Annotated in this window: 23 protein-coding genes; 7 read left to right on the top strand and 16 right to left on the bottom strand. The window is 75.1% G+C overall.

Annotated features, from left to right (window positions below; translation table 11 throughout):
- Positions 1–118: 118 nt before the first annotated feature.
- A complete protein-coding gene (locus ABZ234_RS02535; RefSeq protein ID WP_355010707.1) occupies positions 119–481 on the bottom strand; it encodes a DUF3140 domain-containing protein in 363 nt (120 codons plus the stop codon).
- A 117-nt stretch (positions 482–598) separates the two neighbouring features.
- Positions 599–1,615, bottom strand: a complete 1,017-nt coding sequence (locus ABZ234_RS02530; protein WP_355010754.1) for an SDR family oxidoreductase — start codon at positions 1,613–1,615, stop codon at positions 599–601.
- A 155-nt stretch (positions 1,616–1,770) separates the two neighbouring features.
- On the opposite strand from ABZ234_RS02530, the gene ABZ234_RS02525 reads away from it, so the two are divergent.
- Together ABZ234_RS02525 and ABZ234_RS02520 are read left to right on the top strand one after the other, a co-directional pair.
- Positions 1,771–3,645, top strand: coding sequence for a glycoside hydrolase family 15 protein (locus tag ABZ234_RS02525; RefSeq protein ID WP_355010706.1), 1,875 nt, complete (start codon positions 1,771–1,773; stop codon positions 3,643–3,645).
- Positions 3,638–4,171: a DUF1360 domain-containing protein gene (locus ABZ234_RS02520; RefSeq protein WP_355010705.1), complete on the top strand. Its 534-nt coding sequence runs from the start codon at positions 3,638–3,640 to the stop codon at positions 4,169–4,171. The genes ABZ234_RS02525 and ABZ234_RS02520 overlap by 8 nt, the downstream gene beginning before the upstream one ends.
- 53 nt (positions 4,172–4,224) lie before the next feature.
- Here the strand turns inward: ABZ234_RS02520 and ABZ234_RS02515 are convergent, their stop codons facing one another.
- Positions 4,225–4,710 (bottom strand): hypothetical protein, encoded by a 486-nt coding sequence (locus tag ABZ234_RS02515; RefSeq protein ID WP_352982392.1) that lies wholly within the window; start codon positions 4,708–4,710, stop codon positions 4,225–4,227.
- Positions 4,711–5,013: 303 nt separating this feature from the next.
- Between ABZ234_RS02515 and ABZ234_RS02510 the strand changes: the two genes are divergently transcribed.
- The 4 genes from ABZ234_RS02510 to ABZ234_RS02495 all read left to right on the top strand — a co-directional run bounded on the left by ABZ234_RS02510 (position 5,014) and on the right by ABZ234_RS02495 (position 8,931).
- Positions 5,014–5,610 carry a class I SAM-dependent methyltransferase gene (locus tag ABZ234_RS02510; RefSeq protein ID WP_355010704.1) on the top strand — a complete coding sequence of 199 codons (597 nt, stop codon included), beginning with the start codon at positions 5,014–5,016 and terminating at the stop codon, positions 5,608–5,610.
- Between the two features lie 89 nt (positions 5,611–5,699).
- A complete protein-coding gene (locus ABZ234_RS02505; RefSeq protein ID WP_355010703.1) occupies positions 5,700–6,443 on the top strand; it encodes a spermidine synthase in 744 nt (247 codons plus the stop codon).
- A 199-nt stretch (positions 6,444–6,642) separates the two neighbouring features.
- Entirely contained in the window at positions 6,643–7,776 is a 1,134-nt protein-coding gene (locus ABZ234_RS02500) for an aromatic acid exporter family protein (protein WP_355010702.1), read from the top strand.
- Positions 7,777–7,818: 42 nt separating this feature from the next.
- Complete coding sequence (locus tag ABZ234_RS02495; RefSeq protein WP_355010701.1) at positions 7,819–8,931, top strand: PQQ-dependent sugar dehydrogenase; 1,113 nt, start codon at positions 7,819–7,821, stop codon at positions 8,929–8,931.
- Positions 8,932–9,113: 182 nt separating this feature from the next.
- Here ABZ234_RS02495 and ABZ234_RS02490 read toward each other — a convergent pair whose 3' ends face one another.
- The 10 genes from ABZ234_RS02490 to ABZ234_RS02445 form a co-directional block, all read right to left on the bottom strand.
- Positions 9,114–11,372: a glycoside hydrolase family 9 protein gene (locus ABZ234_RS02490; RefSeq protein ID WP_355010700.1), complete on the bottom strand. Its 2,259-nt coding sequence runs from the start codon at positions 11,370–11,372 to the stop codon at positions 9,114–9,116.
- Between the two features lie 171 nt (positions 11,373–11,543).
- Entirely contained in the window at positions 11,544–12,530 is a 987-nt protein-coding gene (locus ABZ234_RS02485) for a hypothetical protein (protein WP_355010699.1), read from the bottom strand.
- A gap of 144 nt (positions 12,531–12,674) precedes the next feature.
- On the bottom strand, positions 12,675–13,427 hold the full coding sequence (locus ABZ234_RS02480; RefSeq protein ID WP_355010698.1) for a hypothetical protein: 753 nt from the start codon (positions 13,425–13,427) through the stop codon (positions 12,675–12,677).
- Between the two features lie 262 nt (positions 13,428–13,689).
- The gene (locus tag ABZ234_RS02475) at positions 13,690–14,430 is read right to left on the bottom strand and encodes an SDR family oxidoreductase (protein ID WP_267947090.1); all 741 of its coding nucleotides are present in this window, start codon (positions 14,428–14,430) and stop codon (positions 13,690–13,692) included.
- A 223-nt stretch (positions 14,431–14,653) separates the two neighbouring features.
- Positions 14,654–16,363: a dihydroxyacetone kinase family protein gene (locus ABZ234_RS02470; protein WP_352982298.1), complete on the bottom strand. Its 1,710-nt coding sequence runs from the start codon at positions 16,361–16,363 to the stop codon at positions 14,654–14,656.
- Between the two features lie 98 nt (positions 16,364–16,461).
- Entirely contained in the window at positions 16,462–17,331 is an 870-nt protein-coding gene (locus ABZ234_RS02465; protein ID WP_267947088.1) for a dihydrodipicolinate synthase family protein, read from the bottom strand.
- Positions 17,332–17,379: 48 nt separating this feature from the next.
- Positions 17,380–18,894, bottom strand: coding sequence for a tripartite tricarboxylate transporter permease (locus tag ABZ234_RS02460; RefSeq protein WP_344179599.1), 1,515 nt, complete (start codon positions 18,892–18,894; stop codon positions 17,380–17,382).
- Positions 18,891–19,394 (bottom strand): tripartite tricarboxylate transporter TctB family protein, encoded by a 504-nt coding sequence (locus tag ABZ234_RS02455; protein ID WP_355010697.1) that lies wholly within the window; start codon positions 19,392–19,394, stop codon positions 18,891–18,893. The genes ABZ234_RS02460 and ABZ234_RS02455 overlap by 4 nt, the downstream gene beginning before the upstream one ends.
- Before the next feature lie 5 nt (positions 19,395–19,399).
- Positions 19,400–20,371, bottom strand: a complete 972-nt coding sequence (locus ABZ234_RS02450; protein ID WP_355010696.1) for a tripartite tricarboxylate transporter substrate binding protein — start codon at positions 20,369–20,371, stop codon at positions 19,400–19,402.
- Between the two features lie 92 nt (positions 20,372–20,463).
- The gene (locus tag ABZ234_RS02445) at positions 20,464–21,132 is read right to left on the bottom strand and encodes a GntR family transcriptional regulator (protein ID WP_355010695.1); all 669 of its coding nucleotides are present in this window, start codon (positions 21,130–21,132) and stop codon (positions 20,464–20,466) included.
- Between the two features lie 434 nt (positions 21,133–21,566).
- On the opposite strand from ABZ234_RS02445, the gene ABZ234_RS02440 reads away from it, so the two are divergent.
- Positions 21,567–22,202: a DNA-3-methyladenine glycosylase I gene (locus ABZ234_RS02440; protein ID WP_355010694.1), complete on the top strand. Its 636-nt coding sequence runs from the start codon at positions 21,567–21,569 to the stop codon at positions 22,200–22,202.
- Positions 22,203–22,224: 22 nt separating this feature from the next.
- Here ABZ234_RS02440 and ABZ234_RS02435 read toward each other — a convergent pair whose 3' ends face one another.
- The 3 genes from ABZ234_RS02435 to ABZ234_RS02425 all read right to left on the bottom strand — a co-directional run bounded on the left by ABZ234_RS02435 (position 22,225) and on the right by ABZ234_RS02425 (position 24,223).
- The gene (locus ABZ234_RS02435; RefSeq protein ID WP_355010693.1) at positions 22,225–22,800 is read right to left on the bottom strand and encodes a TetR/AcrR family transcriptional regulator; all 576 of its coding nucleotides are present in this window, start codon (positions 22,798–22,800) and stop codon (positions 22,225–22,227) included.
- Between the two features lie 101 nt (positions 22,801–22,901).
- Positions 22,902–23,570, bottom strand: a complete 669-nt coding sequence (locus ABZ234_RS02430) for a hypothetical protein (protein ID WP_355010692.1) — start codon at positions 23,568–23,570, stop codon at positions 22,902–22,904.
- Positions 23,567–24,223 carry a hypothetical protein gene (locus tag ABZ234_RS02425; protein WP_355010691.1) on the bottom strand — a complete coding sequence of 219 codons (657 nt, stop codon included), beginning with the start codon at positions 24,221–24,223 and terminating at the stop codon, positions 23,567–23,569. Before ABZ234_RS02425 ends, ABZ234_RS02430 begins: the two co-directional genes overlap by 4 nt.
- Between the last annotated feature and the right edge of the window lie 98 nt (positions 24,224–24,321).

Below are 24,321 nucleotides of genomic sequence, written 5' to 3'. Positions count from 1 at the left end.
TATCCGGTCGGGCGAGAGTGTGCCTGGTGGTGGCGGACACCGGACGGGGACCGGGCCGGGTCTCGGCGGCCGGACGGACTCCCCGTCGGGCGGCCCTGCACCGGTGGGCCCGGCCCGGCTACGCGAGGTCCTCCTCGTCGGGCCGCGCCGAGTCTGGGCTGAGCGGGTCGTGCCCCACCGACATCAGGCGGCGCCGCCAGCCGGGATCCTCGCGGTGCGGGTCCGCCAGTTCGCGCCGGACGAGATCCGACACCTCGCGCATCAGCTCGACGTCGGCCCCCGTCACGTCGACACGGCGCTTGGAGAGCAGGTTCACGACCGCCTCGCCCCGCCGGGACACCGTGTGGCCGGGCTCCGGCCGGAAGCCCTCCTCGCCGGAGGCGTTGGTCAGCAGCCACTCGCGCAGCTCCTCACCGGTCATGTTCACCGCCGAGTGGAAGTCCTCCCACGCGTCGTCCACGGTCGGATCGTGCTCGGTCATCTTCTTCCTCCTCGCTCTCGGACATGTCCTGTCGGACCCGTTCGCCGGCCCCCGCGCCCCCGCCCCGCCTCCGGCCGGGACACCCCGGCTCCCCGGCCGCCGTGCCGGTCGAGCCCCTCACCGACGGAGCCGGCGGGACGCGTAGACCGCGGCCCCCGCCGCCAGCGCGGCGGCGCCGACCAGGGCCGCGGGACGGCGCCTGCGGTTCAGCTCGTCGAGGGGGCTGACGCCCCACGCCTCGTCGTCGAACTCCCCGTGCGCTCCGAAGTCCAGCACGTCGTCCACGGGCTCGAACAGGTTGTCCCGCTCGGGCGCGGGCTCGTCCCGGACCTGGCTGTCCCTGCCGGAGAGGCCCAGCTGGAGGTCGAGCGCCCTCGGGGCGAGACGCTGCGCCAGCACGGTGCCCACGGTCGACGCGCCCACCCAGTACCGGCGGCGCCGGGGGTGCTCGGCGGCCCACACGATCGCGCGCGCCGCCACCTCCGGCTGGTAGACCGGCGGCACGGGCCTGGTCCGCGCCCCCATCCGCGAGCGGACCCACGAGAACTGCGGGGTGTTGACCGCCGGCAGGTGGACCTCCGTCAACCTGATCCGCGACCGGGCGTGCACCAGTTCGGCGCGCACGGAGTCGGTGAACCCGCGCACCGCGTGCTTGGCCCCGCAGTACGCGGACTGGAAGGGGATGCCCCGGTAGGCCAGGGCCGACCCGACCTGCACGACCACGCCCCGGTTCCGGGGCGCCATCAGCTCCAGCGCGGTCCGCGTGCCGTGGACGTAGCCGTGGTAGCAGACGTCGGTGACCCGGCGGTACTCCTCGGGCTCCACCTCTCCGAAGGGGGCGATGACCGAGGCGAAGGCCGCGTTCACCCACACGTCCACCGGGCCGAGCGCGGCCTCGGTCCGGGCCGCGGCCTCGCGCACCGCCGCGGCGTCCGCGACGTCCGTGCGGACGGCCAGCGAGGGGACCCCGGCCTCGTGCGCCTCCCGCTCGGCGGCGGCCAGCCCCTTCGCGCCGCGCGCGAGGAGGGCCACCGCGTAGCCTCGGCGGGCGAACTCCCGCGCGGTCGCCCGGCCGACGCCGGCGCTGGCGCCGCTGACGACGGCCACCCGGCGTCCCCCGTTCCCGGTCTCCATACCGACCTCCGTCACGAACTCGGGTCCTTCCCCCTGCGCTACCCGGGGCAGTGGTTCCTTATGTGCACACCAGGACTCTGAAGTGTCGTTTCGTCCCGTCCTTCCCAGGGCAGGCGGAGAGGAAGCGCTCGCGGGAGGACCACGGGGAGGGGCCGATGGGGCAGGGGACGACGGGCATCGGGGACCACGGCTTCCTCTCGGACTGCCACACCGCGGCTCTCACCACACCGGACGGCACGGTCACGTGGCTGTGCGCGCCGAGGTTCGACGGGCCCGCGTTCCTGTCCGGGATCCTCGACCCGGACCGCGGCGGGGAGTGGACCCTGGAGGTCCAGGGGGCGCGGCCGGCGGAGCGCGCCTACGTGGACGAGACACTCGTCCTGGAGACCCTGTGGCGGGGCGACGGGGTGGAGGTCGCGGTCCGCGACCTGCTCGCGGTGCGGACCCCCGGGGGGAAGGAGGGCCTGTACCGCGAGGGCGTCCTCGTGCGGCTCGTCGAGTGCAGGTCGGGCACCACCTCCGTGCGCTCCCGACTGCGTGCCCGTCCCGACTTCGGACGCTCGGAGCCGCGGTGGGAGAGCGTGGACGGGGGCCTGAGGGAGGCGTCGGGCCCGCTGCTGTCGGGCGCTCCCGGCCCCGGCCTCACCGGGGACGGCGACCCCGAGTTCCTGGTGGAGCTCTCCGAGGGGGACACCGCGGTCTTCGCGCTGGACTACCTCCACGGCGAGCGCCGCGTCGACCTGGGGGAGGGGCGCGCCCTGCTCCGGGGGACGGTGGACGCGTGGCGGGCGTGGTCGGCACGGACCGACTACGATGGCGCGGGGGCCACCCACGTGCGCCGCAGCGCGCTCACCCTGCGCGGGCTGCTCCACGAGGAGAGCGGAGCCCTGATCGCCGCGCCCACCACCTCCCTGCCGGAGTGGCCGGGAGGGACCAGGAACTGGGACTACCGCTACGTGTGGCACCGCGACGCGGCCCTCGTGGTGCTGGCCTTCCTCCGCCTCGGGCACGAGGCCGAGGCGGGGAGCTACCTGAGCTTCCTGCTGCGGGTGTGCGGTCGCCCGAAGGGATGGCTCCCGCCCGTGGAGACGGTCGACGAGGAACCGCCCCCCGAGGAGGAGGTCCTGGACCACCTGTCCGGGTACGGCGGAGCGCGGCCGGTCCGGACCGGCAACGCGGCCTACTCGCAGCACCAGCTGGACGTCTACGGGCACATCCTCGACGCGGCCCTCTCCTACGAGGACGCCACCGGGAGCCTGCCGCCGGACGAGCTGGCCCGGCTCGCCACCGTGGTCGAGTCGGCGCGCGAGCTGTGGCGGGAGCCGGACGAGGGCATGTGGGAGGTCAGGTCGGATCCCCGGCACTGGACCAGCTCCAAGGTCTACGCCTGGGTGTGCCTCGACCGCGCGGTCCAGCTCGCGGAGATGACCGGCGGGGAGGACGAGGTGCCGCTGGAGGCATGGCGCGAGGAGGCCCGCGCGATCCGCCGGGACGTCCTCGACCACGGCTACGACCCGTCCACCGGCTCCTTCGTCCAGTCCTACGGCGCGGCCAACGTGGACGGCTCGCTGCTGCGGATCCCGCTCCTGGGCTTCCTCGACGGCACCGACCCGCGTGTGCTCCGCACCCTGGAGCGCGTGGAGGCCGAACTGGGCGAGGGCGGCGGCCTGATCCGCAGGTACGACCCCGAGGAGACCGGCGACGGGATCGGCACCCCGGAGGGCGCCTTCCTCCTCTGCTCGTTCGACATGGTGTCCGCGCTCGTCCTCGCCGGGCGGACCGACGAGGCGAGGGAGAGGTTCGAGCGGCTGTGCGGGAGCGGGGGCGAACTGGGGCTCCTTGCCGAGGAGATGACCGCGGACGGCACCCAGCTGGGCAACTTCCCCCAGGCCTTCACGCACCTCGCGCTGATCGAGGCCGCCGTCAACGTCGACGGGGCGGCCGACAGGGAGGCGCTGCACGACTGGGCCCGCACCAGGTCCGGCAACGGAGGCGGAACGAGACGAAGGAGGAACGGGGACGATGACTGACGACACCTCCGGCGCGGAGAGCGTCAAGGAGACCGTCCGGCAGGAGGCGGAGGCCTACCGCGGGGGCAGCGACCAGCCGCTCGTCGGCTACGCCGCGGTGGCGTCCGGCTACGCGGCCCTGGTGGCGGCGGGGGCGCTCGTCGCGAGCCGCTCCCGCCGGAGCAAGGCCGCCGCCTCGGTGGGGCCCTGGGACCTGGCGCTGATGGGGCTCACCACCCACAAGCTGTCGCGGCTGCTGGCCAAGGACCCGGTGACCAGCCCGCTGCGGTCGTTCTTCACGCGCTTCCGGGGGGCCTCCGCGCCGGCCGAGCTCGACGAGGAGGTGCGCGGCGAGGGCGGGCGCAAGGCGGTCGGCGAGCTGGTCACCTGCCCCTTCTGCCTGGCCCAGTGGGTGGCCACCGGCTACGCCTTCGGGCTGGTGTTCGCGCCCGCCCTCACCCGGAGCGCGGGAGCGGTGTTCAGCGCCGTGGCGGTGTCCGACTGGCTGCAACTCGCCTACGTGCGCCTCCAGAAGGCGCAGGAGTAGGGCCCGGCCGCTGGAACCCAAACTCTTCTCCCGGCCGGGCCCGGTCCGCCCGGTCAGGCGCCGCGGCGGCGGTCCTCCGGCCCGGTCCCCCCGGCGCCGGAGCCGTCCCCGCGGGGCTCACCGCCCGGCTCCCCGTCCGGGCCGTCGGAGCCGGCGATGCCCGCCTCGGGGGGCGTGCCGACGACGAACCCGAAGACGACGTGGTCGATCAGCAGCGCCCACCGCTCGCGCGGCCTGGACCCGCGCGCGTGGGCCAGTCCCAGCACCGGGGCGACGGCCACCTCGAACAGGCCCCAGACCGCGACGCCGTACACCGGCCCGGTCAGCCGCGAACGGCGCAGCCGGGCGGGCAGGAGGGCGAACGCCGCCCCCGCCGTCGCGCCGTACCCCCAGTGGGCCAGTTCCACGGCGGCCGACCTGCGGTGCTCGGGCACGCTCTCCAGCAGGAGGGGCACGCCCTCCTTGAGGACGGCGTCGGGCGGCGTCCTCTCGATGGCCCCCACGCCGACCGCCACCTGCCGCATCCCGCTCATGGCCATCGCGCCCACGACCCCCCGCAGAGCCCCCCGGAACCAGGGGCGGCGGGGAGGAGCACCGGTTTCGTCGACCATCGCTGCCTCCCAATTGCTCGGTGCCTTCCGGTTCCCACCCCCTAGCCGTTCCACGGCCCGTCCACACGTCGGGACGCGAATCCGTCGCACCGGCCGGAGCGGCGGGGACCGTCCGGACCGGCGCGCCGGGGCCGACGCGCGCCGTGCGCCCCGTCCGGGTGCTGGACCGGCCCTCCCCGCCGCCGTAGCCTCGACCCGACGGGCAAGGCGAACAGCGAGGAGCCCCGCCACATGGCGACCACAGCGCCGGACCGGCGACCCGCGTCCCTGGCCGCGATCGAGGCCGACACCGAGGCCATCGGCTTCACCATGTCCTGCGAGGAGGGCGTCGGCCGCCTGCTCCGGGCCCTGGCGGCGTCCAAGCCCGGAGGGCGGTTGCTCGAACTGGGCACCGGCACCGGGGCGGGTACCGCGTGGCTGCTCGCCGGGATGGACCGGGAGTCCGTCCTGGAGACCGTCGACAACGACCCCGAGTGCCTCGGCGTGGCCCGCCGCCACCACACCGTGGACCCGCGCGTGACGGTCTACGAGGCCGACGGCGGCGAGTGGCTGACCGGTCGGGCGGACGACGCCGGCCCCGGCTACGACCTGGTGTTCGCGGACGCGTGGCCGGGCAAGTTCACCCACCTGGACGAGGCGCTGTCGCTCGTGGACCGGGGCGGCTTCTACGTCGTCGCCGACCTCGCACGGCACGCGGAGGGCACGGACTCCGAGGGCCACCGGCTGGAGGTGGAGGGGCTGATCGGCGACCTGGAGTCGCGTTCGGGCTGGGAGCGGATCCCGCTGCTCGGCTGGTCCTGCGGGGTGCTCGTGATGGTCCGCCGCTGAGGCGTGTCCGGCGCGGAACCGGCCCCCGGGCGGGCGGCGCCCCCTACGGTGGGCGGGACACCCGCCCTCTCCTGTCTGGAGCACCGACCTTGAGCCCACGTTTCCGGGAACTCGACCACCGGCCCACCCCGATGGGGGTGATCAGCCTGCGCCGCCGCTGGGACCCCCTCGTGGGCGACGACGTCTACGAGATCAAGCTCGACGACGACTTCCTGATGTCCAGCGCCTTCACCGCCGCGGAGGTGGAGGTGGCCCGCCTCGCCCTGGCCGAACTGCGCGCGGGCCCCGGCGCGGAGCCGCCGGACGGGTACGACGTGGTCGTGGGCGGGCTCGGGCTCGGCCACACCGCCCTCACCGTGCTCGACGACCCCGGTGTGCGCTCGCTCCTGGTGGTGGAGGCGCTGGGCGAGGTGGTCGACTGGCACCGGGAGGGGCTCGTCCCGGCGGGGGCCGTGCTGTCCGCCGACCCCCGCTGCCGGCTGGCGCGCGGCGACTTCTTCGCACGGGCCCTGGGTTCGGAGGGGCTGGACCCGGAGGCCCCGGGCAGCCGGTTCCACGCGGTCGTGGTCGACATCGACCACTCGCCCCGACACCTGCTCCACCCGTCCCACGCACCCTTCTACGAGCCGGAGGGGGTGCGCCGCCTCGCCGGGAGCCTGCACCCCGGCGGGGTGTTCGCGCTCTGGTCCAACGACCCGCCGGACGCCGACTACGAGGACGTCCTGCGGCTCGCCTTCGGCGGGGTGCGCAGCGAGGTGGTGACCTTCGCCAGCCCCTACCAGGAGGCGCCCGCGTCGAACACCGTCTACCTGGGGACCGCCCCCGGGGCCTGAGCCGCGAGGACGGGGACGCCGCGGTGCCGGGGGCCCCGCGACGTGTCGGAAGCGCCGGAGGGGGAAGCGACGGTGACAGCGGGGACGGCCCGCGGCGGGACTGCTCCGCCGGGCCGGGGGCACGGGAACGGGCCCCCCTCCCCGGCGGCGGACGAGGACAGGAGGGGACGGGGTGGCGCAGCGGCATCGGACGGGACCCGTGGAGCGTTGGCGCCGGTGGGGGCGCAGGGCCTTCGAACGGCGGGGACACGAGCGCGAGACCGCCGTCCTCATCCTCAAGTGCGCCGTGGCCGCGACCCTCGCCCTGGGGGTGGGCACCCTGCTGATGGACACGCAGCAGATCGGGTTCGCGCCGTTCTCCGCCCTCCTGGTCGTGCGCCCCAGCGTCTACGGGTCGGTGCTCCAGTCCGGCCGCTACGTGGCCGCGGTCGTGACGGGCGCGCTGATCGCGGGCCTGGGCGGTCTCACCGTGGGCCCCGAGCTGTGGATCTTCGCCCTGCTCGTCCTGTTCGCCCTCGTCCTGGGCCAGGCCGCCGTCTTCGGCTCGCAGGGCTCCCAGATCCCCGTCGTCGCGGCTTTCGCCCTGGCGGGGGGCACGGCGGCCAGCCCCGGCGACCTCGGCTCGCTCCTGGCCATGGTCATGGTGGGCGCGGGCGCGGCCGTGGTGACGAACACGGTCCTCGCCCCCGCCATCCGCTTCCGCGACGCCGAGAACGCGGTGCTCGACTTCGCCGACGGCCTGCGCCACCTGTCGCACGAGATGGCCGAGGGGCTCGGGCGGGGGAACGACGGCCTGGCCGATCTCGACCACTGGGCGCGCGTCGCGGAGGGGTTCGACGACACCGAGCGCAACGCGCGGGCCGCGGTCGCCAAGCAGGAGGAGCGGGTGCGCCTCAACCCGCGCAGGGCCCTGGGCGGTCGCGGGCCCCAGGGCGACCCGGACGCGTACCGGGCCTGGATCTCCGCCCTGGGCCGGGCCTCGCGCCACCTCCGGTCCGTCGTGCGCACCCTGCGGTACTCGACCGACTCCGGGGGGAGGTTCCCCGCACCGGACGACGCCTTCCTGAGCGGGTTCGCGCAGCTCCTGAACGGCGCGGCCGACGCGTTCCGGGCCGTCTGCGACGCCGAGGAGCCGGAGCGCTCCTCCGCCTCCGCCGACCTGCGCGCCTGCCTGGACGCGGGGGAGCGCGGGGTGGAGCGGGCGCGGCAGGAGCTCGGCGAGGATCGGGACCGGGACCGGTGGCCCGTGTACAGCGCGCTGCTCACCGATGTGGACCGCCTGTTCGAGGAGCTCCGCGAGGGGCACGAGAACAGCACGCGCGACCGCGGGTGAGGAACCGGGCGTACACGGGCCGTCACGGGGAAGGGAGCGGACATGGTGCACACATCGACCGCCGGACCCGCCTCGCGTACCCTCTCCGCCCTCGGCGCCCTCCTCCTGCTCTCCGCCTGCAGCACCCCCGAGGGCGTGACCACCGGAACCGGTGAGACCGACCCCGGGACGACCGCCTCCGAGCCCGGGCAGCCGGAGGACGTCGCCACCGGCCTGGAGGTGCCGTGGGGCGTCGCGTTCCTCCCCGACGGCTCGGCTCTGGTCGCCCAGCGCGACTCCGCCGACGTCGTCCGCGTGGCGGACGACGGCACCGTCACCGGCGCCGGGACCGTCCCCGGGGTGTCCCCGTCCGGGGAGGGCGGCCTGCTGGGACTGGCCGTCGACCCCGGTTTCCCCGAGGAGCCCTACGTGTACGCCTACTACACGACGGATTCCGACAACCGGATCGGCCGGATGGAGTACGACCCGGACGGGGGAGGCCTGGGCGAGCCGGAGACGGTCCTCGACGGGATCCCCTCGGCGTCCACCCACAACGGCGGCCGGATCGAATTCGGCCCCGACGGCCTCCTCTACGCGGGGACCGGCGATGCCGGGGACCCGCGGAACTCCCAGGACACCGGCTCCCTCGGGGGCAAGGTCCTGCGCCTCACCCCGGACGGGGAGCCCGCCCCGGACAACCCGTTCGGCAACTACACGTACAGCTACGGGCACCGCAACGTGCAGGGCCTGGCCTGGGACGGGGACGGCAGCCTCTACGCCACCGAGTTCGGCCAGAACCGGCTGGACGAGGTCAACCTGATCGAGCCGGGCGACAACTACGGGTGGCCCGAGGTGGAGGGGCCCGGCGGCGGGGACGAGTACGTCGACCCGCTGGTCACGTGGACCACCGCGGAGGCCTCCCCGAGCGGCGCCGCCTTCGCGGGCGGCTCCCTGTGGGTGGCGGGCCTGCGCGGCGAGCGGCTCTGGGAGGTGCCGCTCACCGGTGACGGCGGAGCGGGCGAGCCGGTCGCCCACCTGGAGGGGGATTACGGCCGCCTGCGCACGGTGGTGGCCGTCCCCGGCGGGGACGGTCTGTGGCTGGGCACCAGCAACCTGGACGGCCGGGGCGAACCGCGCGACGGCGACGACCGGATCCTGCGGCTGCCCCTGGAGTAGGCGGTCCGGCGACGCGCTGCTCCCGCCGGCCCGGGCGGGGGAGCGGCCCCGGCGGCCGGGCCCTCCCCGGACGTCCAGGGGGAGGATGTCGGACGGGGCCCCACGCTCTCCTGAGGGGCCCCGTCCTCCCGGATGGATCTGTGGCCGGTCCGGGCCCGGTCACCGGGTCCCGGACCGGGCGGCTACCGGAGCTGTTCGACGGCGAACGCGGACACCCACGCCAGCGTCGAGTTCCAGTTGACGGTCAGCTCGTTGGTGGCGTAGGAGCCGATGTCGTCGATGTAGCAGAACTGGGGGGCGCACCCCGCCAGGTCGGCCTCGGTCACCGGGTCCCAGGTGGCCGTGTCCGAGTTGGGCCCTCCGGCGAGCGAACCGGGGGGCGGGGCGGGCAGCGACGGGTCGAGCTGGTGGGCGTACCAGCGGCTGTGCTGGTTGACCGCGTCGTTGGTGCCGTGCCCGGTGACGTAGGACTGGTTGAGGGCGTTGCGGCCCAGCACGTAGTCCATCCCCTCCAGGACCGCGTCCCGGAAGGCCGCGTCCCCGCTGACGTCGTAGGCGGTCGACAGCACCACCAGGTTGTTCAGCACGAGGTTGTTGGAGCCCCAGGCGAAGACCCCGTCCTCGGGCGCGTAGGCCAGGCCGTACGGGTGGGACCCGACGTTGTCCAGGTACTGCCCGGCGCCCTCGACCAGCGCGTCCCGGGCCCCGTCGGACAGGTCGTTGGGCACCGAGGCCAGCTGGAGGACCCCCAGCGGCGCCGTGTAGCGCCAGTCGAACCCGCCGGGTCCGAACACCCCGGGGTCGGCGTGCAGGCCGGACGAGGTGACGGCGTCCTCGTACCCGTCGTCGCCCGTGGCCAGGTACAGCTCCGCGGCCGCCCAGTAGAACTCGTCGGAGACGTCGGTGTCGTCGTAGGGGCCGCCGCCCTCGCCGGTCGGTGGGGCGTACTCCTCGGGGTGGGCCGCGGCGGCGGCCCAGGCGGTCTCCGCCGACTCCAGGCAGGAGGCGGCGAACTCCGCGTCGTAGGGCTCGAAGACCCGGGAGCACTGGGCCGCGGTCGCCGCGAGGTTGAGGGTGGCGGCCGTCGACGGCGGGTGCAGGTAACGGGGCTGGGGGTCGTCGGCGGGCAGCATCGGGATCGCCGTCCACGCCGCGTCGTGGACCTTGTGGTGGGCCATGCCGGCCAGGGGTTCTCCCTCGGGCACCTGCATGGCCATCAGGAACTCCATCTCCCAGCGGGCCTCGTCCAGGACGTCGGGGACGCCGTTGTCCCGCTCGGGCAGGCGCAGGGTGGAGTCGCCCGCGCGCTCGGGGTTGCCGGTCGGCGCGTGCAGGGCGCGCTCGTGGACGCTCATCAGCTGGTGGACGGAGATGCCGCCGTTGACCACGTACTTGCCGTGGTCGCCCGCGTCGTACCAGCCGCCGGACACGTCCAGTGTGTAGTCGCAGGGGGTCGCGGGATGGCAGGGGACCTCGGTGTCGCCCTGGTTGGGCGCGACGCCGACGTGTCCGGCCCCGCGTCCGTAGCCGGGGGCGATCGCGTCCGAGATCCCGATGCCGCTGCGCTGGGGGTAGTAGAAGGACAGGGCGTCCGCGGCCAGGTCCTCGTAGAGGTCGGCGGAGACGGCGAAGGGATGGCTCGTCTCGCCGTCGGCGGTCAGCGTGTACCCCTCACCGGGTTCGGTGAAGCCGCCGAAGTCGACGGTGTGGACGCTCTGGCCGGACGAGGCGTCGGGGCCGTGGGGGACGGTGTCGCCGTCGGCGACGACCGCGCCGTCCGCGTCGGACAGCGTCCAGGGGAGGGGATCGGCGGCGTCGGTGACGACGGTGGCGTTCTTGGGGCCCTCGGGCAGGTAGCCGAGCTGGTTGACGCGCACGCGCGGGCCGGTGTCGGGCACGTACACGGGGGGTTCGGCGCCGTCGAGCAGGGACACGTCGTCCAGGCAGAGCGTCCAGGGCTCGGCCGCGCCGCCGACCTGGAAGGCCACCTGGGCGTCGTCGCGGTCCTCGTCCGCCGTGAAGACGAACGCGTGGGCGGAGGCCTCCTCGGTGAGGAACGCGCGTTCGTCGAGCTCGGTGCGCCAGGGGTCGACGGGTTCCTGGACGAGCGCGCGGACGGGCCGCGACCCGGTCCCGGAGGCGGTGAAGGAGAAGGTGTAGGACTCGCCCGCACGCAGGGGGACGCCGTCCTGGCCGATGATCACGTCCCACGGATCGGCGGTTCCGCCGGGGATGTCGGCGCACAGCCGTCCGTCCTCCGTGACCTCGGGCGCGATGGAGGGGCTGCCCCACCATCCGGTGGTGCCGTCGTCGAAGCCTCCGTTGACGATGTGTTCGGTGGGTTCCTCGTCGGCCTGAACGGGGGAGGCCGCGAGGAGGGTCGCCGAGAGCGCCAGGGCGGCGCCGAGGGCCGGTGCAGCTTTTCTTCGTACCGGTCTCACTGTGGGGGTCCTTCCGCCGGGGGGTGAGCGGTCGACACGTCTGGGAGCGCTCCCAAACTCATTGTTGTGTCGTGGGTCACTGCTGTCAATGGGGGTAAACGGCACCGGAGGGCGCGGTCTCCCCGCCGCGGCGGAGGGAGCCCTCCGGCGCGGCGGGCGACCCGCCGGGGCTCAGCCCCCGGACCCGGACGCCTGCTGCGTCCCCACCCGCTCCATGCCGACGGCGGAGCCCCCGGTTCCGGCCGACCCGCCTTCGCGACCCAGTGCCCACAGGGCCAGGGCCGCGCCCAGCAGAACCAGGACCAGCGCCGCCGCGGCCAGGGCGACGGCCGGTCCCGTCCCGGACCGCTTCCGCTCGGGAGGCGGCGGGGGCCCGCCGGAACCGGTCAGCGCGCGGGCCAGGCCCGCCGCGTCCGGGCGGTCCTCCGCCAGCGGCACCAGCGCGGCCGAGACCGGGCCGGCCAGGTCCCGGGGCACCCCGAACAGGTCCGGGCGTCCGTTCTCGTGCCGGTGCGCCACCGCGTCCGGGTCGCCGGTGCCGAACGGAGCCCTGCCGGTCGCGGCGAAGGCCACCACCGACCCCCAGGAGAACATGTCGATCGAGGGGGACAGGCGGCCGGTGAAGCACTCCGGGTCGACCCAGCCCGCCGAGTCGGCCGCGGCAACGTGCGCCTCGAAACCGGTCAACACGGGGCCGTCCGGACCCAGGACCACGCCGGCCGGGGTCAGGTTCGGGTAGACGGCTCCGGCGGCGTGGACGTCGGCCAGCGCCGCCGCGATGCCGGCGGCGAGTTCGCGGACCTGGCCGCCGGGCATCGGCCCGTGCGTGGCGACCATGTCGCGCACGGTCGGCCCGGGGACGTACGCGGTCGCGAACCACGGGCGCGGGGCGGAGCCGTCTGCGGCGAGCAGCGGGGCCACACGGGGTGAGCGCACCCGCTGGACCAGGCCGGCGTGGTGGGCGAACCGGGACCGGAAGCCGGGGACGGCCACGTGCTCCTCGCGGACCACGGTGAGCGCGGCCCAGCCGCCGTGCCCGTCCGGGGCGGCGTAGGTGACACCGGAGCCCCCGGTGTTCATCCGGCCGTGCAGGGGATACGGGCCGACCTGTGCGGGGTCGCCGGCCACGAGCGGGGTCGTCGGGGGAGTCTCGTTCACGGGTCCTCCGGCGGGCCCCGGCGCACGGGCCGTCCGGGTCCGCCTGTCGTCCGGATGCGTTCGGGGACAGTATGGCGCGAACCGGACGAAGGCCGTGACCGGGCCTCCCCGGGGCCCCTCCGGTCCCGGGGAGCCCCGGGGGAGTCACTCCCCGGCGGGGAGCAGGCCCCGTGCGACGACGGTGTCGGTCAGGGCGCGGCGGATCTCCTCGGCGTCGCCGGCGTGGCCCCGGTGCCCCGTGGCGGCGAGCAGCTGGTCGCGGATCGCCGCGACCACGGCGTCCCCGCGCAGCACCTCGGCCAGCGGGGCCGCCTCGACGGCCTCCTTCCACTGGCGCAGCGCGTCCAGCCGGCCGTGGTCGACGGACTCGCGGGTGAGGTGGAACAGGGCGTCGATGTTGCGGTGGTAGGCGTCCGTGTCCAGGAGGTCCACGTCGAGGACCTCGACCGGGGTGTTGCCGCCCTCGCCGTCGGGGCGCAGGTGGTAGACCCGCCAGCGGCGGCCGTTGGTGAGGATCACCCACTCGGCGCCCTCGTCCGCCGCCAGGCGCCGCGACATCTGGATGTTGCGCTGGTCGAGCTCCTGGCCGATCCGCCGCACCTCGACGGGGGCGAACAGCTTGCCCTCCAGCATGATCGCGTAATCGATCGAGTCGCCGCTCGTGCGGTACTCGGTGGTCATGTCCTGGTACTTGCTGAAATTCAGTCCGACACTGAAGAAGTCGGCGACGAGCATGCGGGTGTCGCCGTCGTTGGCGTCGCGCTCCAGCAGGTCGGCCAGGGGGCCGGAGAGGCGGTCCACCGCCGCGGCGACCCGACCGCGGACCGGGGTCTCCCAGCTCACGGTGGTGGTGAACTCGCCGGTCCTGGTCATGACCTGGGTGTCGTCAGCGTCCATGAACGTCCGTTTCCGTCTGTGGTGAAAGCCCTGTCGCACGGCTTTCTCCGGGACCGGGGGAGCACGCGGACGAGGGGGAGAATCCGGCCCCGATGGTACAGCTCACGGGGCGGGCCGCGGGCCGCGGGTTCGCCTTGCCACCGGCGGAACCGGGGGCCGGCACGCCGCCCGCAGACCCCCTCGCGCCGGGCGCCCGCCGTCGGCCCGCCCGTCCGGCCGCGCGCTGCCGGGCACGCGCCGGGCGCGACCGCCGCCGGGCGCCTCAGAGGCCCCCGGAGACGCGCAGCACCGTGCCCGTCGCGTAGGCGGCCTCGGGGGACAGCAGCCACGAGACCGCGGCGGCGATCTCGAAGTCCTGCCCGGGCCGGCCCAGGGGGATGCGCGTGGCGGCGGCCTTGGCCGGGCGGTCGGGGTCGCCCATCGCCGCGTGCATGCCGGTCTCGATCACGCCGGGCGCCACGGCGTTGACGCGGACCCCGTCGGGGCCCAGCTCCTTCGACAGGCCCACGGTGAGGGCGTCCACCGCGGCCTTGGTCGCGGCGTAGTGCACGTACTCGCCGGGGCTGCCGAGCGTGGCGGCCGCGGAGGACACGTTGACGATGGAACCCGAGCCGTGCGCGGCCATGTCCCGGGCGGCCCGGCGGCAGCACAGCAGGTAGCCGAGCAGGTTGACGTCGACCACCCTGCGCAGGACGTCGGCCGAGGCGTCCGCGAGCCTGCCCAGCGGGCCGGTGACACCGGCGTTGTTGACCAGGCCGGTGACCCGCCCCAGCGGGGCGGCCGAGTCGAAGAGCCGCTCGACGTCCTCCTCCGAGGAGGTGTCCGCGCGCACGGTGACGCAGCGCGCGCCGGCCTCCCGCACCGCGGCCGCGGTCCGGGCGGCCGCCCCCTCGTCGCTCGCGTAGCCCAGTACCAGGTCGTGGCCGTCGGAGGCCAGCCTGACGCAGGTGGCGGCGCCGATGCCCCGGCTGCCGCCGGTGACGACTGTGAGCGGACGTGACACGGTTACCCCCTGTGCGGACTGCCTCGACGGACCTCCAGTGTCCACCGCGGCGCCCGTGCCCCCGACCTCGCCCCCGGTCACGGGGGTGGCCCGGTCCTTCCGGACCTCGCGGGCCCCGGCCCGGCGCCGCGGCGCGTACGCACCGCGGCGCCGGCGGCCGTCCTCTCCCCGTCCGCCGGGGCGCCCGTGGCGCGACCCCCACAGAGGCGCCACGGGGCCGCGCTCAGGAGAGGACGTCGCGCAGCTCCTCCAGGAACCGCAGGAGGGCGACCGAGCCCGGGTCGCGCTCGCCCGCCCCGCGCTCGCCCACCCAGGCGGCGCGGCCCTTCGCCGACGTCAGCCCGCTGGTCTCCTCGACGGCGCGCCCGGCCGCGGAGGCGGCGGCGCGCACGGCGGCGACCGGGTCGTCGGCCCCTTCCAGGGCCTCCTCCACCAGGAGGAGCCCGTCCACGAACGTCTTGTCGCCGGGCTCGGCGCCGCCCCGCTCCCGCACCCGGCGGGACACGGCGGAGGTGAGGCGCGCGGCGTCGCGGACCGAGACGGACGCGAGCTCCTCCGACTCGGCCGCGGCGGCGAGCACGCCCGCGCCGGTCAGCGCGGCGAACGTGGAGGGGTTGGCCGACGCGAACGCCGTCGCCGCCGCGCGCAGCACGTCGGCGTGGTGGGCGTCCTCCGGCAGCGCGAGCAGCGCCTCGCGCACGGCCTCCGCCCCCGAGGAGACCGTGATGCCCAGGTCGCCGTCGCCGAGGCGCGAGTCCAGCAGCCGCAGCTCCTCCGCGTGCGCGGGCATGCGCTCCATGGCCGCGACCAGCGCGCCGCGCAGCGCGCCGGCGGCGCCGGTACGGCGGACGGCGGGGGCCGGGCCCCGGACGGCCGCGGAACCGGGCGCCCCGACCCCGGCGGCGCGGGGCTCCGGCGCCTCCGTGTTCCCCTGGCCGAAGAACGGGGACGCGGCGGGGGCGTCGATCAGCTCGGCCAGCTCGTCGTCGAGCAGGAGCACGGAGACCGAGGCCCCCGCCATCTCCAGGCTCGTCGCGAACTCGCCCACGTAGCGCCGGTGGATGACCACGCCGCGCTCGCCCAGCACCTGGTGGACCCGGCGGTACACCAGGTACAGCTCCTCCAGGGGGGTGGCGCCCAGGCCGTTCACCAGGACCGCGACACGGTCGCCGGGCGCGGGCTCCAGTTCGCCGAGGATCTCGGCGAGGAAGCGGTCGGTGATCTCGTCGGCCGTCTCCAGCTTCCCCCGGTGGCTGCCCGGCTCGCCGTGGATGCCGATGCCGACCTCCATCTCCCCCTCGGCGAGCGTGAACGTGGGTTCGCCCGCGGCGGGGAGGATGGTGGGGGACAGGCCGACCCCCATCGTGCGCGTGGCGTCCACCGTGCGCCGGGCCACCGACCGCACCGCCTCCAGGTCGTCGCCGCGCTCGGCGGAGGCTCCCGCCGTCTTGTAGGCGAAGAACAGCCCGGCCACACCCCGCCGGGTGGCCTCCCTGCCGCGGGGCGCGGAGAGGATGTCGTCGGTGCCGAGCACGGTCGCCGTCGCGATGCCCTCGGCCGCGACGACGTCGGCGGCCAGGTCGAAGTTGTAGACGTCCCCGCCGTAGTTGCCGTACAGGTACAGCACGCCCGCGCCCCCGTGGGAGGCACGCGTCGCCGCGGCGATCTGCTCGGCGGAGGGGGAGGAGAACACGTTCCCCACGGCCACGCCCGTGGCCAGTCCCCGGCCCACGTAGCCGAGGAACAGCGGCAGGTGTCCGGACCCGCCCCCGGTCACGATGCCGACGCGGCCCTCGACCGGCGCGTCGGCGCGCACCAGCGCCCTGCGGTCGCCGGACGCCGCCCGCAGGCGGTCGGGGTGCGCCATGAGCAGTGACTCGGTGACCTCGTCGACGAAGTCCTCGGGTCGGTTGATGATCTTCTTCAGCGCCATCCGCGCTCACTCGCCTCTCGGTCCGCCGCCCCCTGGGGCGGGTCGTGTGTACGCCACGGGGGCGTCGGGCGGCCGGGTCCGGGACCCGGGCCGCGGGGTCAGGCCAAGGCCTCCGCGGTCTCCCTGAGGACCTCCAGGTCGGCCTCGGAGACGGCGTCGCCGCAGACCCTCGCGGGTCCGGCGGGGAGCCCCTGGACCTCCAGCCCGGCCTTGAGGTGCGGGATGCTGCCGCTGCGGACCGCGGCCACCGCGCGGGCCACCAGGGGCTGGGCCGCGCGCACGCCTTCGGTGTCCCCGCTGTTCAGGGCGTCGCGCAGTGCCACGAACGGCCGGGGGAAGACGGAGGAGACGCCGGAGACCACGCCGAGGCCGCCCGCGCGGACGAACTCCTCGAAGGCGATGTCGTTGCCGGACAGGACGTCGAACCCCGCGGGCGCCGCGGCCAGGTACGCCGACACCGAGGCGTCGCTCTCACCGCTGATCTTCACCCCGCGGACGCCGGCGTCGGCGAGGCGGCGCAGCACCGAGGGCGCGGCCGGGGTGGTGGAGCGCACCTGGAACAGGTAGGCGTGCACCTCCGCGCCGCCGGCCGCCGCCACCAGGCGCTCGTAGTAGCGCACCAGCGCGTCCTCGGGGGCGGGCAGGAAGTAGGGCGTGACGGCGGCGAGCCGGGTGGCCCCCGCGCCGACGGCGGCGCGGACCAGCGACTCGGCCTGTCGGGGCGCGGCCGCGCCCACGTGGGCGTAGACCCGCTCCGGGCCGAAGACGTCCAGGGCCAGCCCGATCACCCCGGTCCGCTCGTCGTCGTCGAGGGCGGTGAACTCTCCGGTGGTCCCTGCGACGAACACCCCGTCGACGCCCCGGTCGCGGACCGCCGTGAACAGCGCGGTGGCGGCGTCGGGGTCGAGGGCCTCGTCCCGGGTGAACGGGGTCGGGAGGGCGGTGATCACCTTCGCGTGGACGGACATGCGTGGTTCTCCTCGGGTGGGGAAGGGGCGGCTGCCGGCGGATCCGGGTCAGGGCGCCGGGGTGGTGGTGTTCTCGGAGGCGGCGCGGGCGCGGCGGGCGCCCCACGCCGTGCGCAGCGGGGGCACGACGAGGGCGAGCGCGCTCACCGCCAGGAGTCCGAGTGCGATGGGGCTGGTCAGGATGTTCTCCGGGCCGCCGATCTCCAGGGCGCGGCGGAGGTTGCCCTCGGCCAGGCCGCCCAGGATCAGGCCGAGGACGACGGGACCCGGCGGGATCCCGAAGCGCTTCAGGAACAGCCCGACGAGGCCGAACACGAGCATCACGGCGACGTCGAGGACGCTGTTGTTCACGGCGTAGGTGCCGACCATGCAGAACACGAGGATGACCGCCCACAGGAAGTGCTGCGGGAGCTCCAGGAGCTTGGCGACGCCGCGCATGCGCAGCACGCTGATCACGAGGGCGACCACCGTCGCGATGAGCATGATCCCGGCGATGCTGTAGACCAGGTCGGGCTGGTTCGCGAACAGCGACGGGCCCGGCTGGATGCCCCAGACGACCATCGAGCCGATCATCACGGCCATCACGGAGTCGCCGGGCAGACCCAGCGCCAGGGTGGTGGTCACGGACCCGCCGAGGGTGGCGTTGGACGAGGTGTCCGCGGCGGTGATGCCCTCCAGCGACCCCTTGCCGAACTCCTCGGGCCGCTTGGACGCCCTGCGGGCCTGGTCCCAGCCGAGGATGCCGGCGATGTCCCCGCCGGTGGCGGGCACGATGCCGACCACGCCGCCGACGCCGCTGCCGATCGCCATCGGCTTGAGCATGGTGCGCCAGTCCGAGCGCCTGGGGAACCAGCGGCCGAACTCCTTGATCGGCTCCGCCTCCCGGCCCCGGCGGTGCACGAGGATCTGGTTCATGACCTCCGCGATGCCGAAGAGGCCGATGATCGCGGCGATGAAGGGGATGCCGTCGGACAGTTCGGGGAGGCCGAACGTGAACCGCGGCGTGCCCGTGATGGGGTCCCGGCCGACGGCCCCGAGGAGCAGGCCCAGGCCGCCCGCCATGAGGCCCTTGACGATCCGGCCGCCGGACACCCCGATCATCATCGTCAGGCCGAACACGACCAGCGCGAACATCTCGGCGGGGCCGAAGTTCAGGGCCAGCCGGGACAGCGGGATCGCGGCGACCATGAGCAGGACGACGCCGACGAGCGTCCCCCACGCGGAGGCGAAGGCGGACGAGGTCAGGGCCAGGCCCGCCCTGCCCTGGCGGGCCATGGCGTAGCCGTCGAAGGTCGTGGCGATCGACGCGGGCGTCCCCGGGGTGTTGACGAGGATCGCCGGGACCCGGTCGCCGAAGTTCGCCGCCACGTAGATCGTGAGCAGGACCGCGAGGCCGGGAAGCGGTTCGAGGGAGAGCGTGAAACCGCTGGCCAGGGCGACCGCCATGGTGGCCGTCACGCCGGGGAAGGCGCCGACGAGCATGCCCAGGAGGGCGCCCGCGGCGATGCACAGCAGGACCATGGGGTCCAGGAGGGCGCTGAAGCCCTCGACGATCGGACTCATAGTGGCACTCTCAGGAGGACGCCGAACAGAAGGTAGAGGATCGCCGTCACGGCGATCGGGAAGAGGATCAGCGCCTTCCACCTGCGGCCTCCGCCGAGCCAGGTGAGGGCCGCGAACAGGACAGCCGTGGAGACCCGGAAGTCGACGAAGTACCAGAGGACGCCGTAGCCCGCGATCGACGCGAGCATCGCGACGAGCCGCCACGCCCCCTGGCGGGTCGCGGCCTCGGGCCCGTCCTCCTCCGCGGTCGCGGAGCGGCGCAGCAGCGCCCCCGCGGCCAGCCACGCGCTCAGCACCAGCAGGAGGACGGCCAGCGTCTCCGGCCACCACCTCGGGCTGAACTGGGTGAGCCGGGCCCCTTCGGGGATCTGCGCGGCCAGGGCGAAGGCGCCCGCGGCGAGCGCGGCGCCGACGGCGGCGGGGACCAGGTCCCGCGGTCTGCGTCCCGGACGCGGCCCGCCGGGGGCGGGCGCGTCCGGGGTCGTGCTCGTGTCGGCCACGGTGCTCAGTCCTGACCCTCGAGCAGTGCGCCGAAGCGGGTGTGCTCCTGGTCGACGAACTCGGAGAACTCCTCCGAGGGCACGTTGACCGGGATGTTCCCCGAGTCGGCGATGACCGTCCTGAACTCGTCGGAGTCGGCCGCCTCGGAGAACGCCTCCTCCAGCTTCGTGCGCACCTCGCCGGGGAGGCCGGCCGGAGCGCCGATGCCGCCCCAGCCGCCGATCACGACGTCCACGCCCTGCTCGGCCGCCGTCTCCACGCCGGGGAGCGAGTCGGAGGGCTGGGAGTCGAAGAGGGCGAGGACCCGGAGCCGGCCGTCCGCGTGGGCGGGGGCGGTCTCGGAGATGCCCGCGACCACGGCGTCCACCTGGCCGCCGACGGCGGCGGTGACGGCGGGGGCGCCGCCGTCGAAGGGCACCGGCTGGAACTCGGTCTCCGTGGCGCGCCCCAGCTCGGTGGTGGCGGCCTCCCAGATGGAGCCCGCGCCGGAGTTGGACACCGAGAGGGCCCCGGGCTCGGAGCGGGCGGCCTCGACCAGGTCGTCGAGGGTCTCGTAGGGGCTGTCCTCGGGGACGGCGATGGTGGCGGGGACCGACACCATCTGTCCGACGAGGTCGTAGGCGCCCGGGTCGACGTCGTAGCCCTGGTAGCCGAGCATGACGGTCTCGACCGGCAGGTAGCCGATGCTGTAGCCGTCGGCCGCCCGCCCGGCGAGGTTCTCCAGTCCCACGGAGCCGGCGCCGCCGCTGCGGTTCTCCACGATGATGCTCTGCCCCAGGGAGTCCTCCATCCGGGCGGCCAGGGTGCGGGCCGCGAGGTCGGACGCGCCTCCGGCGTCGTAGGGGACGACGAGGGTGATGTCCTGGCTGGGGTAGTCCGCGGCGTCCTCGCTGACGCCGCCCCGGTCGGCGCAGCCGGCCGTGAGGGCGGTGACCGCGAGTGCGGCCGCGGTCAGGCGGAAGGTGGTGGAACGCATGGTGCTCTCCGGTGTTTCGGTGGAATCGGCTCCGTGGGTCGGTCGCGGGACATGAGCCGAGGGACGACGGGACGCGGTGCGGTCCCGTCGGGTCAGTGGGTCGCGGGCTGGGTGTAGGGGGCCCTGAGCCTGAGCCTGGCGTTGTCCAGGTGGCCGCGGAGCTCTTCCAGGACGGCCTCGGGCTCGCCGGACCCGACCAGCCCGGCGAGGACCTCGTGGGCGCGGACGGAGGGTCCGAGGTCCTCGTAGCGCTCGTTGGAGGCCAGGAGGAGCACCTCGATGGTGGGCCGGTACTGCGCCCACACGTCGGCGAGGCGGCGGTGGCCGGCGACGTCGTAGAAGACCGAGTGGAAGCGCACGTCGGCGGCGGTGAAGGCGTCGGGGTCGCGCTCCTCGCGGGCCCTGCGCATCTGCTCCAGGGGGGCGCGGAGGCCTTCGGCGAGCCCGGCCCGGTCGCGGTTCAGGCCGATCTCCAGGGCGAGCTGTTCGAGGGATCCGCGCAGGGAGAAGAGCTCGTCGATGTCGTCCCCGCCCAGGCCCACGACGGTGGCGCTGCGGCGGTTGGTGTCGATGAGCCCCTCGGAGGCGAGGATCTTGAGGGCGTCACGGATCGGTCCGCGGCTCAGGTCGAACTGCTCGGCGAGGTGCCCCTCGACCAGCGACGTCCCGGGCGCGTAGCGCCCGGTGACGATCAGGCGCCGGAGTTCTCCGGCGACCTTCTCGCCGAGTGCCCGCTGCTTGATGGGCAGGATCTCCGACATGTCTTCCCTTCGGTTAACTGTTAACTGTTAACCAGATTGGATCACCGTGTGACGTGTGTCAATCCCCGTTGTTGCCGGTGTCTCCGTGGCGGTTGTCCGTTTTTTTCGGGTTCCCCTGTCCTGTCGGGGTTCCGGTGCGCACTGCCGCGAAAAGAACTCGACCCTGTCGGACCTCCCGCCATGGCGCTGTGGCATCGACCGGTCACCAACAGTGTGTGAAAGGTGTCCGAAAGGTGGCGGCGGGGTGTCCTCGGCGTGTCGTCGGGGGCCGGGGCCGTCTTCCGTGTGCGGCGTTCCCGTGGATTCACGCGGCGCGGACCGCGTACCGTCGAGGGCGCAAGGGGACCGCCCCGACCGCGCCGGGGGAGCGCGAGGGGTGGCGGACGGGACGCGGCGGGCCGGTCGGCGCCGACGCCGTGGAGAGGACATCCGAGATGCCGGAGAAACCGGGGAAGGTGCGGTTCGCCGCCACGGAGAGCGGCGCGCTGGTGTGCGAGGACGGGTTGGTGCGGCCGCCCTGGGCGGCGGCGGACCCGCTGCTGCGCGACTACTACGACACCGAGTGGGGGATGCCCGTCCGCGACGAGCGCGGCGTCTTCGAGCGGATCAGCCTGGAGGCGTTCCAGGCGGGACTCTCCTGGGCCACCATCCTGCGCAAGAGGCCGGCCTTCCGCACCGCCTTCGACGGCTTCGACCCCGACACCGTGGCCGGGTACGGCGAGGAGGACGTGGAGAGGCTGATGGGGGACGCCTCCATCGTGCGCAACGAGAGGAAGATCCGCGCCACGGTCCGCAACGCGCGGGCCGCGGTCGCCCTGCGCGGAGCGGGAGGGCTGGTCGACCTGGTGTGGTCCTTCCGGCCCGAGCGGACCCCGGCCCCCGCGCGGGTCGAGGACATCCCCACCGAGTCGCCGGAGTCGGCCGCCCTCGCCGGCGCCCTGCGCCGCGCGGGGTTCTCCTTCACCGGCCCGACGACCGTGTTCGCCCTCATGGAGGCGATCGGCATGGTCGACACCCACCTGGTGGACAGCCACCGCAGGGGGACCTCGGGGGTCTGGACGCGTTCCTGACCCGGGCCGCCGCGGGCGGGGGTCACTCCCCGCCGAAGAGCCGGGAGGCCGTGCCCCGGGCCCGGTCGAGCGGCCCGCGGTCGCGCGTGGCGCGGGAGAGCAGGAGCGCCCCCTCCACGAGGGAGAGCGCGGACCAGGCGTCGGCGTCCGCCTCCTCGGCCCCGCGCCCCTCGGCCACCAGGCGCTGCGCGAGCGTGGCCTGCCAGGAGGAGTACACCCTCCTGCACACGGTGTGCACCAGGTCGTTGGTGGCCGAGACGTCCAGGGCGGTGGCGGCCAGGGGGCAGCCCCCGGTGAACGCCGACCCCTCCATCCTGGCGGTGAAGAGGTCGACCACCCCCCGGACGAGGGCGGCCGCGTCGGGAGCCTCCTCGGAGAGCTCCCGGATGCGGGCCCCGATCTCGGCGCCGGCGGACTCCAGGGCCGCCGCGACCAGTTCGTCCTTCCCTCCCGGGAAGTGGAAGTAGAGGGAGCCGCGGGGGGCGCCGCTGGCGGCCAGGACCTGCTCCAGACCCGTTCCGGCGTAACCGTGGGCCTCGAGCAGCTCGCGTGCGCGGTCGACGAGCCGTGTCCGTGTGACCGTTCCCCTGGTGCCCATGACAGTGACGGTAGACCCGGCCCCGGGGCGAGTACAGCGGAACGGTCGGGACACGCGGGCCGTGCGGCCCGGTGCCGCACGGCCCGCGTGTCGTGTCCGCGTCACCTGCCCGCGTCGACCAGGTGCTCGACGAAGGAGCGGTAGTCGCGCAGGGCCAGGCGCAGGGACTCGGTGTCCGAGCCGTCGCCCTCGCTCCACGCGGAGCGGAGCGCGGCCCGGCGCGTCTCGATCCCGGCGATCACGGCGTCGGCGACCTCGGCCGCCAGCACGTCCGCCTCGCGCACGGTTCCCCGCGGATCGTCGACGAACCCGCCCTGCGTCTCCTGCCAGCGCTTCCGCACGTCGCCCGGGTCCATGCCGCGTGGCCCGAGCCGCCTCGCCGGGTCCTCCGCGCCGCGCGGGCCGGAGGGCGCGGCGGACCCGGCCAGAGCCGGGGCCGGCGCGTCGGGGCGAGAGGGGGCGGAGGCGGGGTCGGACACCTCGGCGTCGACCGTCACCGCCCGCGCGGCGCCGGACTCCGCGTCCGGGGCAGGGGCAGGGGCAGGGGGCGGGGGCGCGGTCGGGGCGGGCCCCGCCGCCCGTGCCGGGTCCGCGTGGAGCCCGCTGCGTCGCCGCTGCTCCGGCACCTCCTCGGCCGGGGGCCGCTGGACCCCGGCGGTCCCGGGCGTCGTCCGGCCGCCGGCGTCCTCGCGCTCCTGCGCCCGCGGGGTCCGGCGGACGCCGCTCTGCTTCCTGTCCGCCGGTGCGGCGGTCTCGTCGTGCTCTCTCACCGGTCCACCTCCGTGTCGGTCCCGCTCCGCGCCGGACCGGTCACGGTCCTGCCCGGAGCCTCGGTCGGGGTCGTGCCGGGGGACTCGGGCAGCCCGCCCAGCAGGGCCTCCACGAGGCCCCGGAAGGCCACCAGCTCCTCGCGCAGGCCCTCGGTGCCGACCCGGTCGGCCCCGGCCGGGCGCACGGCGCCGCGCACGCGGTGGAACTCGGCCACGGCGGCGGGGTGGTCCACCGACAGGTCTCCCGCGCGCTGCTCGAAGCCCCGGTCCTCGGCCGGGGCGCGGTCGGCGTAGCCGACGTCGGACATGATCGCCTCGACCAGCCCGCGGGCGTTGCGCACGGCGCTGACGGGGTCGTCCACGAACTCCTGCTGCACCGCGGCCCACGTGCCGGCGTGCGCCTCGCGCTCGCGCTCGGTGAGCCTGCGGAGCCTCATGCCCTTGTGGCGGTCGAGCCGCTCGGACAGCTCGCGTTCCGCGGCCGCCCTGCCGCCGTGGGCCTCCACGGCGCGGTAGTACTCCGCGCCGAAGCGCTTCTTGAGCCGGGCGGTGCGCCGGGCCGGGAGGATCGAGGAGCGCGCGGCGAGCGCGACTCCCACGGCGATGATGACGATTGCCGCGATGACGATGATGACAACGGTTCCGGTTTCCACTGGGGGCACCTCCTGTCGTCGGGTCGTCCTGCCCTGCCCCGGTGACCACGCCCAAAACACGGTCACGGGAAGGTAACGGAACCGTCGCAGGTGAGAGC

The organism is Nocardiopsis sp. NPDC006198 (assembly GCF_040613895.1).
In the GTDB taxonomy this organism is placed as follows: Bacteria; Actinomycetota; Actinomycetes; order Streptosporangiales; family Streptosporangiaceae; genus Nocardiopsis; species Nocardiopsis tropica.
Note: the sequence above shows the minus strand (reverse complement) of the source record. Positions and strands in the feature narration are given on the sequence as shown.